Source organism: Acinetobacter sp. KAM396 (genome assembly GCF_021602765.1).
GTDB lineage: Bacteria > Pseudomonadota > Gammaproteobacteria > Pseudomonadales > Moraxellaceae > Acinetobacter > Acinetobacter towneri_A.
Genome location: NZ_BPPH01000004.1, coordinates 120,886 through 132,626, shown reverse-complemented (window position 1 = coordinate 132,626; position 11,741 = coordinate 120,886). Strand labels below are relative to the sequence as shown.

Annotated in this window: 12 protein-coding genes; 11 read left to right on the top strand and 1 reads right to left on the bottom strand. The window is 40.7% G+C overall.

Features of this window, described 5'->3' with window-relative positions:
• Window positions 1-74 precede the first annotated feature (74 nt).
• Window positions 75-251: a hypothetical protein gene (locus L6C30_RS04265; RefSeq protein ID WP_236162404.1), complete on the bottom strand. Its 177-nt coding sequence runs from the start codon at window positions 249-251 to the stop codon at window positions 75-77.
• 378 nt (window positions 252-629) lie between these two features.
• On the opposite strand from L6C30_RS04265, the gene L6C30_RS04260 reads away from it, so the two are divergent.
• The 11 genes from L6C30_RS04260 to L6C30_RS04210 all read left to right on the top strand — a co-directional run bounded on the left by L6C30_RS04260 (window position 630) and on the right by L6C30_RS04210 (window position 11,688).
• Window positions 630-1,205 carry a nitroreductase gene (locus L6C30_RS04260; protein WP_230244338.1) on the top strand — a complete coding sequence of 192 codons (576 nt, stop codon included), beginning with the start codon at window positions 630-632 and terminating at the stop codon, window positions 1,203-1,205.
• A 25-nt stretch (window positions 1,206-1,230) separates the two neighbouring features.
• A complete protein-coding gene (locus L6C30_RS04255) occupies window positions 1,231-2,304 on the top strand; it encodes an NAD(P)H-dependent glycerol-3-phosphate dehydrogenase (RefSeq protein ID WP_230244340.1) in 1,074 nt (357 codons plus the stop codon).
• A 155-nt stretch (window positions 2,305-2,459) separates the two neighbouring features.
• Window positions 2,460-2,915, top strand: coding sequence for a histidine phosphatase family protein (locus tag L6C30_RS04250; RefSeq protein ID WP_004971483.1), 456 nt, complete (start codon window positions 2,460-2,462; stop codon window positions 2,913-2,915).
• A gap of 46 nt (window positions 2,916-2,961) precedes the next feature.
• Complete coding sequence (gene gspL / locus L6C30_RS04245; RefSeq protein WP_230244341.1) at window positions 2,962-4,101, top strand: type II secretion system protein GspL; 1,140 nt, start codon at window positions 2,962-2,964, stop codon at window positions 4,099-4,101.
• The gene (gspM, locus tag L6C30_RS04240) at window positions 4,101-4,580 is read left to right on the top strand and encodes a type II secretion system protein GspM (RefSeq protein ID WP_230244343.1); all 480 of its coding nucleotides are present in this window, start codon (window positions 4,101-4,103) and stop codon (window positions 4,578-4,580) included. The genes gspL and gspM overlap by 1 nt, the downstream gene beginning before the upstream one ends.
• Window positions 4,581-4,691: 111 nt before the next feature.
• On the top strand, window positions 4,692-5,693 hold the full coding sequence (locus L6C30_RS04235) for a quinone-dependent dihydroorotate dehydrogenase (protein ID WP_019837592.1): 1,002 nt from the start codon (window positions 4,692-4,694) through the stop codon (window positions 5,691-5,693).
• A gap of 3 nt (window positions 5,694-5,696) precedes the next feature.
• A complete protein-coding gene (locus tag L6C30_RS04230) occupies window positions 5,697-6,278 on the top strand; it encodes a CvpA family protein (RefSeq protein ID WP_019837591.1) in 582 nt (193 codons plus the stop codon).
• Between the two features lie 25 nt (window positions 6,279-6,303).
• Window positions 6,304-7,842: an amidophosphoribosyltransferase gene (gene purF, locus L6C30_RS04225; RefSeq protein WP_230244349.1), complete on the top strand. Its 1,539-nt coding sequence runs from the start codon at window positions 6,304-6,306 to the stop codon at window positions 7,840-7,842.
• A gap of 96 nt (window positions 7,843-7,938) precedes the next feature.
• A complete protein-coding gene (locus tag L6C30_RS04220; protein WP_236162467.1) occupies window positions 7,939-9,828 on the top strand; it encodes a M48 family metallopeptidase in 1,890 nt (629 codons plus the stop codon).
• A gap of 171 nt (window positions 9,829-9,999) precedes the next feature.
• Window positions 10,000-10,635: a hypothetical protein gene (locus L6C30_RS04215; protein WP_026438175.1), complete on the top strand. Its 636-nt coding sequence runs from the start codon at window positions 10,000-10,002 to the stop codon at window positions 10,633-10,635.
• A 78-nt stretch (window positions 10,636-10,713) separates the two neighbouring features.
• Window positions 10,714-11,688 carry a D-glycerate dehydrogenase gene (locus tag L6C30_RS04210; protein ID WP_070155997.1) on the top strand — a complete coding sequence of 325 codons (975 nt, stop codon included), beginning with the start codon at window positions 10,714-10,716 and terminating at the stop codon, window positions 11,686-11,688.
• The last annotated feature ends 53 nt before the right edge of the window (window positions 11,689-11,741 follow it).

Genomic DNA, 11,741 nt, shown 5'->3' with positions numbered 1-11,741 from the left:
TATAAATGGGTAGAGTACAAGTTGCTGTAGAAGCATTTTTAATTCGTCTGATCACAGATACTTTATAAAGTATTTTAATACTTTTTTGAATCCGTCAATGCGTAAGTCCTAATAATATTACTTTTACCTAAACCTGTGACTTCATACAGGTTGTTTTCTTTTTGAATAGCAAGAGAATTATTCGGTGTGGTGGCACATGCTGTTAAAAGTGCAAAAACGGCAAGGCTAGAAAAGGTGACTATTTTTTTCATATCTACCTCAGGGTTAAAACGCTGTCGCACGTATTGATAGTTGATGATATTTCAATTCAAATGAGCAGATTGAAAATAATAATTTGATCTAGTTCAACATAATCTGGCCGTTTTTAAATGTAGACACTGTATATGCTGTGTTGATAATTCGTCATTCATTTATACACATCAAATCCAATCTATAATGTATTTTTATGCTCTTAAGCTATAGATGAATGAGTTAAAGCTTTATTTTTAAATGTTTTGTGCGGGGTTATCTTAAAAGTGTAGACATACAGAATACTAATCAGAATCTTGCAAATAAGCATACGGAAATAGCGCAATTTTTTGAGTTTATGCTAATCTTAACTGAGCTTTTTGAAATAGTTATATAAGTTAATGACGGATACAGCGATAGAAATCGTTCATCAGAATATTCATCAACGCCAGTCTATGGGGCAGTTAGTTGAACCTGCACCAAATGCTGTGCAGCTTGAAATGGCATTTCAGGCCGCTTTAACCGCGCCAGATCATCATCGTTTAAAACCTACGCGCTTTGTGGTAATTACTGCTGAACAGCGTGCAGCATTTGGTGAGTTACTTTTTCAAGCTTTGACAGATATGGGCGAAACTGATGCAGTTCAGTTAGAGCGAGTGAAACAACATCCGTTTCGTGCGCCACTTTTGGTGTTGGCGTTAACGCAATTTCATGATCATCCAAAAGTACCACGTTTTGAGCAGACTTTAAGTACAGGTGCTGCGGTACAGAACTTTTTATTGTCTTTGCAGGCACAGGGTTTTGCCAGTATGTGGCGCAGTGGGGCAGTCGTTGAATCGAACTTGCTAAAACAAGCTTTAAACTTAAATGCAGATGATTTTATTTCAGGCATTATTTATGTGGGAACAGCAGCCAAAGCCATTGCTGCGCGCGCTGAGTTAAATACGCAAGCTTATGTTCGTTATTGGAACGGATAAGTCTATTTTTTAGGATATAACAATAATGTCAGAAGTAAACTTTACCGATTTGGTTGAACCTGTTGCTGTAGATCGAAAAACTGCGTTACGCATTACAGTATTGGGTGGTGGCAGTTTTGGCACCGCAATGGCCAATACAGCAGTCCGTAATGGCTGTGACACGATGATTTGGATTCGTGACGAAGCGACTGCCAAAGAAATTAATGAAACGCATATTAATCGACGTTATTTGCCAGATTTTCAGTTGGAACAAGACTTAAGAGCTGTTTCAGACTTAGAAACTGCAGTCCGTGACCGTGACATTATTTTAGTGGCTATTCCAAGTCATTCGTTCCGTAGTGTGTTGCGTCAAATTAAGCCTTTTATTAGTGCCCAAGCAGTGGTGTCTTTAACTAAGGGGATTGAAGCCAAAACTTTTAGTTTTATGAGCGATATTATCCGCGAAGAATTACCAGAAGTGCCGTATGGCGTATTGTCTGGCCCGAACCTTGCTAAAGAAATTGTGGCGGGGCAGCCTGCAGGTACAGTCATTGCCAGTCATTCTGAGTTGGTGCGTTATGCCGTGCAGCAAGCTTTGCATAGTGCCTTATTCCGTGTTTTTGCCAGTGATGATGTGAATGGTGTGGAATTAGGCGGTGCACTGAAAAATATTTATGCAGTAGCAATGGGGATGGCTGCAGCCTATAACGTGGGTGAAAACACTAAAAGTATGATTTTAACCCGTGCATTGGCAGAAATGAGCCGTTTTGCGGTGAAACTTGGCGCAAATCCATTGACCTTTTTAGGTTTGTCGGGTGTTGGTGACTTGTTTGCAACCTGTAGCAGTCCATTGAGTCGTAACTATCAAGTAGGTTATGCATTGGGTAAAGGCAAAACGTTGCAACAAGCCACAGAAGAATTGGGGCAAACAGCTGAAGGAATTAATACCATCGTGCAAGTGCGTGCGCGCTCGAATGAATTAGATGTGTATATGCCAATCACTTGTGCACTTTATGAAGTGATTTTTGAAGGTGCGCCGCCCATGAACATTGCACTGTCTTTAATGAAGAATGGACATCGTAGTGATGTGGAATTTGTCTTGCCACATCATCTAGTTTAGTTTTACATCGATCAAAACAGCGCCACAGCAAATAAAAACTTGCTTGAAATATGACAGTTTGGTGAACTGAATTGTCATATTCTCAGGTTATACTGAGCGTATAATTTGAGTTAAATTGACACAACTTAATGTGTATCATCGTATAAGGAAATTCTATGCAACTGACTCTTGTTCGTCATGGTGAAGCCGCTCCTGCGATTATGGGCAATGATCATCAGCGTCCATTGACTGAGCGTGGTCATATACAAGCACAAGAAACGGCAGATTATTTAAAAAATATCATTCAGCCCGATGTGTTTGTAGTCAGTCCTTTACTGCGTGCACAAGAAACTTTGGCACATTTGCAGCAATATTTTAAAGATGTGCCTGTGGTGGTCTGCAATACCATTAAACCTGAAGATGATGCAAAAGTTGCTGTGGAATGGTTGTCACAATTGCCGTATGAGTCAATTGCAGTGGTGTGTCACATGAATGTAGTGGCGCACATGGCAGAGATTTTGACTTCAGAATCATTCCATCCCTATCATTTGGCAGAAGCACGGATTTATGAGCAGGCAGTAATTGCTGCGGGGCTTTCAACCCAAATCAAAAGTTTTATTCCAAACGCATAAAATAAATGTATAAAGTTAAATATAATTCAACGGTAGAACGATAATAATGCTGTATTTATGGATGCCAGAAGCCAATGGGGTTTGGCAATGGTCAAATGGGGAACACTGGACACAGGCAGATAATCTTGATGCCTTGATTCAGGCATTGCAGGCTTTTCAAGGAAAAGATGCTGTGGTGTTTTTCCCAAGCCGTGATGTGCAAATCATGCAACAAACTTTGCCTAAAGCTCAATATAAACAATTGGGTACCGATGGTGTGAAGTATTTATTAGAAGAATATACCGTATTGCCAATTGATGCGATGCAGGTGGCTCATCATTTTCAGCCACCTGAGCAAATAACCGTGTTGGGAGTTGCTAAGCATAGTATTGAAACCTATTTGCATGTATTAAGTTTGTTGCCAGTTAAAATCAGTGCATTGTTACCTGACTTTTTAATCTTGCCGCAACCTGATGTAGGGCAAACGGTGATTGGAAATATTTGCGGACGCTTGTTGGTACGTGAAAGTGAATTTTTAGGTTATTCAGTTGATGATCTGGCGCTTTATCTAGATTATCAAACTGCAGAACGAAACTATAAAATCACCAACTTTAGTGCAGAGCAAATGCAAAGTATTGAAGCATTTGCAACACAAGAACAATTAGAAAGCTTTCATTATGTAGTACCTGCATTAGTGAAAGCCAAACAGCATCCATTCAATATGCTGCCAAAATCCAAGCAAGACACGGGTGTTTCAGGTTATTGGAAAGCCTGTGCAGCAGTATTTCTTGGGATTTTAATTGTACAGTTTAGCTATGATGCACTGCGTTGGAGCAAACTTAAAAAAGTAGCAGATCAAACAGCGGTTCAAGCCATAGAACAATATCAATATTGGTTTGGTGCAAATAGTCGTATTACCGAACAAAATATTCAAAGTCAGTTTCAAAGTCAGGTACGCATGAGTAAAAATGCAGATACTCAAGCGCTGCAATTGCTCAGTCGTGTTGGCCCTGTGTTGATGCAAAATCAAATTGTGGCTAATCGTGTGAGTTTTGATGCCAATATGTTGAACATGGAATTGAATGCCAACTCGGCAGCGACCTTGCAAGCGCTCACTCAGCAATTGAATCAGCAGGGTTTTAAGGTCGAGCTGGGTAATATTCAGCCGAGCGCGTCAGGTGCAGTAGGATTGGTGAAAATACAATAATGAAAGCCATTGAAAAAATGTCAACTTGGTTCGATCAACGTATTGAACTGGTGCAAGATTATTTAGATCGTTTAAATACACGTGAACGTGTTTTGGTGGTATTTACCACAATCTTTGTGATCGTTGCTGCTGTGGGTTCTGCGTTGTGGTATATGCATGCCGCAGCCGAAAAACAGCAAAAACGGGTGAATGATCTTAAAGATTTGGTGGTGGTGATGCAAAGTCATGCAGTCACCATGAAACCTGCCAATGATGCACAACTCAGTGCAGCCGATAAAATTCAGCGTGTGGCTCAGCAACAGGGTTTATCGGTTGCTTCGCAGCAAAGTGGTGACAAGATGCTACTGGTGGCGAGTCATGTCAATTATGCTGTGTTGGCAAATTTTTTAACCCAATTGGCGCAAATGGGTTTAAGTATCGAAAAAATGGAATTAATTTCTGAAGCAGGGCAGATTAAATTAACTGCGACAGTCCAGTAAAGGCTAAAAATAAAATCCGAAACTCGGAAAATAAACTCATGTCAAGCATAGCGTTTTGAACGGGCTAAGCCTATAATATGGCGACTTAGAAAGCAGTAGACTTTTGCAGATATGTTGTATTCTCTAGCCCGCCCGCTGTTATTTTCTTTAGCACCAGAGCGTGCACATGAGCTGACACTATCACTGTTGAAATCGAGCCATAAAATGGGCTTGATGCGTCAAAAGACTGTAGCGAAACCTCTGACTTGTATGGGAATTGAATTCCCTAATCCAGTAGGTTTGGCAGCGGGTCTAGACAAAAATGGTGCGTATATTGATGCCTTAGCTGGTTTGGGCTTTGGGTTTATTGAAATTGGCACCATTACGCCACGTCCTCAAGCGGGCAATCCGCATCCACGTTTATTCCGTATTCCACAGGCCAAAGCCATTATTAATCGTATGGGTTTTAATAATGATGGGGTCGATCAGCTGATTGAAAACGTCAAAGCGGCAAAATTTAAAGGCATTTTGGGGATTAATATTGGCAAAAATGCCGATACACCAGTTGAAAATGCAGTAGATGATTATCTGATTTGTCTAGAAAAAGTCTATAATTATGCCTCTTATATTACTGTAAATATTTCATCACCGAATACCAAAAACTTGCGTAGTTTACAAAGTGGTGATGCGCTGACTGAATTATTGCAAACCCTCAAACAGCGTCAGTTGGAGTTGGCAGAAGAACATCAACATTATGTGCCGTTGGTATTAAAAGTTGCTCCAGATTTAGACCCAGAAGATATTCAGTTTATTGCTAAACAATTGTTGCAATTCAAAATTGATGGTCTGATTGTGACCAATACCACTTTGTCTCGTGAAGGCGTGGAGAATTTGCCGCATGGCGATGAAGCAGGTGGTTTGTCGGGTGCGCCTGTGTTTGAGAAAAGTACCGCATGCTTGGCAGCATTTTCAGCAGCACTGAAAGGTGAAATTCCTTTAATTGGTGTAGGTGGCATTTTATCGGGCGAACAAGCTGTTGCCAAAAAAAATGCAGGTGCAAGCTTGGTTCAGGTGTATAGTGGTTTAATCTATGCAGGTCCTGAGCTGGTTCAAGATTGTGTAAACGCCTTGTAACTTATGAATACCATTGATATCGTTATTCTGATTCTCTTGCTGATTGGAGGGTTGAACGGTTTGCGACAAGGATTTATTAAAGCCTTTGCGAACTTGGTAGGATGGATTTTTGCCCTGATTGTTGCGGCAAAATATGCAGTTGTCCTAGCACCTTCGATGACAGCTCTCAGCAGCGATCCTGTGGTACAAAAAATTGCAGCCTTTGCATTTATTGTCTTGGTCATTGTGGTACTGACCTGGATTGTTACCGCTGTTTTAAATGGTGTGTTAAAGAGCTTGAAGCTTGGCCCATTAAATCGTTTGGCAGGCGGTGCATTTGGTACATTGAAAGGCTTGCTCATTGTCCTTATTGCTATGCAAGGAATTGGTCCTTGGGTAGAAAGCTCGCCTTATTGGAAACAGTCTAAATTTGTGCAAATTTTGTTGCCATATGCACCGTGGGCAACCGAACTATCTAAAGACGCCGCCAATGGGGCTTTACAGCACATCAAGTCGAAAGATGCCATGCCATCTTCCGACATCTCATCTGACGCAAAAGAAAATCGCTCTAGTGCAGATGGCTCAACGAATAATCCTTTTTATTAATCCCTAGCTGGTCTGCGAGGTTGCTATGTGTGGAGTTGTTGGTATAGCTGGTAAATTACCTGTCAACCAAATGTTGTTTGATGCATTAACGATGTTACAACATCGTGGACAGGATGCAGCTGGGATCGTAACTTGCCACAATGGGCGTTTATTCTTGCGTAAAGATAATGGTATGGTGCGTGATGTATTCCATACGCGTCACATGCGTGCATTGCAAGGTAATTATGGTATCGGGCACGTGCGTTATCCAACTGCTGGTTCCTCAAGCAGTGCCGAAGCACAGCCATTTTATGTGAACTCGCCGTACGGGATTACTTTGGCACACAATGGGAATTTGACCAATGCCGAAGAAATTCACGAAGATCTGTTTAAAACAGATTTACGTCACATGAACACCGATTCTGATTCTGAAGTGTTATTGAACGTATTTGCACATGAATTGCAAAAACTTGGCAAATTAAACCCGACACCTGAGGATATTTTTCATGTGATCAGCCGTGTGCATGAGCGCTGTAAGGGCGCCTATGGTGTCGTTGCAATGATTACAGGTCAGGGCTTGGTTGGCTTCCGTGACCCGAATGGTATTCGCCCGTTGATTTATGGTTCACGTGAAACTGAACAGGGTATGGAATATATTATTGCATCAGAATCTGTGGCAATTACTGCACTGGGCTTTAAAGTTGAGCGTGATATCGCACCGGGTGAAGCAATTTTTATAAATGATGCTGGTGAGTTATTTATCCAGCAATGTGCCGCTAAACCTCAATATCGTCCATGTATTTTTGAATATGTGTACTTTGCCCGTCCAGATGCGACCATTGATGGCATTTCTGTGTATAAAGCCCGTTTAAAAATGGGTGAAAAACTGGCGCATAAAATTTCCAAAGAATGGGGCGAGCAGCACGATATTGATGTAGTGATTCCCATTCCTGATACATCCCGTACCTCGGCTTTAGAGTTGGCAAATATTTTAGGGGTTAAATTCCGTGAAGGTTTTATGAAAAACCGCTATATCGGACGTACCTTTATTATGCCAGGTCAGCAATTGCGAAAAAAATCAGTGCGCCAAAAACTGAACCCTGTTGAGCTTGAGTTTAAAGGCAAAAATGTACTGTTGGTGGATGACTCGATTGTCCGTGGTACGACTTGTAACGAAATCATCCAAATGGCACGTGATGCAGGTGCGAAAAAAGTATTCTTTGCTTCGGCAGCGCCAATGGTGAAATATCCAAATGTGTATGGTATTGATATGCCAGCCAAAGATGAGTTAATTGCGTCTAACCGTAATGTCGAAGAAATTCGTGAAATTATTGGTGCAGACCGCTTAATTTTCCAAGATTTAGAAGACTTAAAACAAGCCGTTCGTACCCATAAAGTACCGCATTTGACTGAATTTGATTGTTCAGTATTTGATGGTGTGTATGTGGCTGGCGGAATTGATGAAGCTTATCTGAATGATCTTGAACAAAAGCGTAACGACTTCGCTAAAAAAGGCAAAGATGGTTATATTGATGTCAATATTGATGCTGCGTCAGTAGACTTAACTGGTGTGAAAGAGAGTTAATTCTTTTTCTGATCAGCTCATTGAGAAAAGCGGGAAATTCCCGCTTTTTTCATTTATGATGGTGGCTCAAATACAATGTAATTCAGGATGTTTACATTGAGGTCTGTGAGTAGTTACTTGATTAAAAACAAAAATATGATTTGGTCTGCAATTTTATGTTTGGTTGCAGTCGCTTTGACCCTGTTTATCTTAAACACAGTTTTGGGTCTGTTGGTTTATTATGTGGATTCAAGCCAGTCCATCTATTGGCACAGTCTAAGCCCATACTGGATTACAGTTTTAGTGCTGATTATGACGGTATCCGTCATTTTGGAATTTTATGTTTTTCGTTCAGGCGGTCACTCCTTGGCAAAACAATTGGGTGCGCGTCGTTTAACCCAGTTTGAAAGTACCCCAGAAGAAAGTACTGCACTTAAACTGAGCGAACAATTGGCAGATACTTTTCAAATTCAAGGACCCACCGTATATGTATTGCCCGATGAAATTGGGGTAAATGCCTTAACTGCAGGTTTTAGTCATAAAGATATTGTGATTATTTTGACTTGGGGTGCTTTACAAAACTTGGATGAACAAGAGCTATATGGACTACTTAGCCATGAGTTTAACCATATTTTGAGCGGTGAAACCATTGATAATACTAAGCTTAAAATCCTCTACAGTAGTCTAACCACGTTGAGTAAGTGGGGCAGTAGCATCGCCAAACTTGGCTTTGGACAGCATCGTGATGCACCGCCACATAAACTGGCAACTTTTTTTGTTGCTGTGGGTGGTGGCATTTGGTTATTGGGTAGTTTGGGAGTGTTGATTACTCGCTTCATTAAATACATTAGCTTAAGCGGACGTACTTTTAAAAATGATTTAAAAACCAAGCGCTTGATTCAAAACAATGCCAATATTCAAACTTTGCTGCGAATTTATGTGCATCATGCGGGTTCGCAAATTCATAGTGAATATTCTGAATCTATCTCGCATATGTGTTTTGCCAATTCGCTCAGCCCGCAAAGTTGGATGAATATTCATCCAAGTATCGAAGCACGTATTTTTGAACTTGATCCAACTTTAGTACAAGATTTGCAGTTGGAAAATCTGAAGCGTTTACGCAATCAACCTTTATTTAGCCTATTTCGCTCACTAGAAGAAATGAATGCGGAATATTATGCACCGTGGAGCTCTCCACAACCTTTACCTTTGCTGCGCTTATCACCAATTAGCTTTGCAATTAATGATGCAATGAAGCCTCTCAAGCCTGAAATTCGCAATAACATGCCGCGTCCAGAGTTGATTCAGCGTGCCTTACAAACGGCAACGGGTTCACGTGAAGTGATTGTTGCCATTTTGATGATTCGCCAATATCGTGAATTTATTCCTGCTGAAGCAGAAGTAAGCCGTGCAATTGTAGATGCATTATTAAATTTGGATGGGCGAGTACATATCTCTATTTTCCATGATGCATGTAAAAATATTAGCGGTATGCCGCTGAGTATCGCGCGGCAGTTTTTAACCAAACTGGCAAAAATCATTCAGGAAGATGGTGAGATTGGTTTATTAGATGCTTTGCTGCTAGAGCGAATTAAGTTTGAATTAAATTTGCTGCCCTTACATACGCCTGCAGCATTACATGAAGTGAAACCGCAAATTGTACGTTTAATTGATGCTTTATTGCATGTGCAGCAGATTAATAGCGTCAATCAGTTAGATGTACGAGAACGTATTTTAGAGCGTATTTTAACTGCAGATGAATTGATTGCTTATGAAGAAATCTCAGATGAACCCATCGATTTATCAGAAATTTTAAATGATATGGCAGGTTTGCTGCTGCGTGATCGACTGATGGTGTTGGGCATTGCTGAAATTTGTTTGTGGAATGACCGTATTATCACCCAAGATGAATTGGATGTTTTGGAGTTGCTCTATTGGCGTTTAGGTTTTAAAACCGAAGAAATTGTCGAGCAAATGCAAAAACAAAACAGTTTGATGATTGTGTGACACTGATTGATTAGGTGTGTTTAAAGCAGATTTTGAGAAAAATACGAATAGGTCAGATTGGGTGAAAGAAAGCACAGCATTGTGCAGCCTTTCTAGGTAGAATAGGTGCTATCTTGTATATTCTTCTGTGATGAAAATGTGCAGCGAAAAATTAGCTAGGTGATGATAAACATGATGGCGCATCAGCGTGAGATTTTAGCCAGTTTGGGGATCGATATTTGGGTTTCTAGAACTGCTGTGCCTCAAACTTTGCCACAATCATCGCTTTGGCGCGATTTAGCTGCCCCTGAATTACACAGTGAAATTATTGTTCTAGCTACAGTCAATCAGCAATCAAAACAACAACAGTCAACTATTCTCGAAGAGCCCGCGCAAGAACCATCTCCTCAACATACAGCGGTGGAAGTGGTTGCGCCAGACGATATTCCTGAAGCGCGTGTGATACTTCAGGTCGAAGCCTTTAGCATTGAAGCTTTACAGTTACCACATTGTGTTATTTTGGTAGAAAGCACTGCATTGAGTCAGAAACAGCAACAATTGTGGCGTAATATTCAGCATGCGCTGCAGGCTGAATATCATGTATTACAATGGCCTTTTGCCTTAGAAGTATTACAAGACGGCATAGGGGTAGAAAATTATGTACAAGGTTTTGTTGATGTTTTAAGCGCTGATAAAAACATGCTGATTTTAGGTCATTTACCGCATTTTAAATCTGAACAGTGTTTGCATTTAGCCAGTTTGCAAGAAATGCTAGATCAGCCACTGTTGAAAAAAAGCCTGTGGGATGCGATCCAAGCCACATCGTGACAGCTCAAAGCCTAAGTCGATTTTGATATTCAAAAATTTACCTATTTAAGTAATTAGAGACAAGGAACAGGGATAATCATGCGTAAAAAAGTGGTGGTGTTTAGTCAAATTGATGCAGAAATTTTAAGTAAGCTAGAGCAAGATTATCAGGTGGTGCAGGTCAGCCCTAAATTGGGTGATGTGAATCAACAGTTGCTTGAGCATGTGCAAGATGCCGATGGCATGATTGGTGCAGGGCGTTTGCTTAATCAAAGCAACTTGCATACTGCAAACAAACTCAAAGTGATTTCGAGTGTTAGTGTCGGTTATGACAACTATGATGTAGATTATTTAACCCAACAAAAGATTAGCCTCTGCCATACACCGCATGTCTTGACTGAAACTACAGCCGATTTAGCCTTTACCTTATTGATGAGTGCAGCACGACAAGTGCCATATTTAGATCGGTGGACTAAACAAGGACAATGGAAAAGTACTGTTGGCGCAGCGCAGTTTGGACAGAACATTTATGGTAAAACTATTGGTATTGTAGGTTTAGGGCATATTGGTGCTGCTATCGCGCGTCGTGCATTTCATGGTTTTAATATGAACGTGGTGTACCATAATCGTCGTGAAAAAATGGAAGTGGCGCAAGCATTTAATGCGGAATATTTGAGTCTGGATGAATTGCTACAACAGTCTGATTTTGTGGTGCTGGTAGTCGATTTAAATGTGGATTCTAAAGCCTTAATTGGTCAGCGTGAACTGGATTTAATGCAGTCACATGCAATTTTGGTCAATATTTCGCGTGGTTCGGTCATTGATGAACAGGCACTAATCCAGACCTTGCAAGCAGGCAAAATTTTTGCCGCAGCTTTGGATGTCTATGACAAAGAACCCCTGCAAGAATCACCATTATTTGAGTTAGACAATGTCGTCACTTTGCCGCATATTGGTTCTGCAACTACAGCAACTCGTAAAAAAATGGCAAATTTAGCTTATAAAAATTTGGTTGATGCGCTGGAAGGACGTCGTCCACAATATGTGGTTAATCCTGCTTGCTATACGCCCTAAAGTTACAAGTGACTGGATAAAAATTGATAACACATCATTGCAAATGCGTTCAT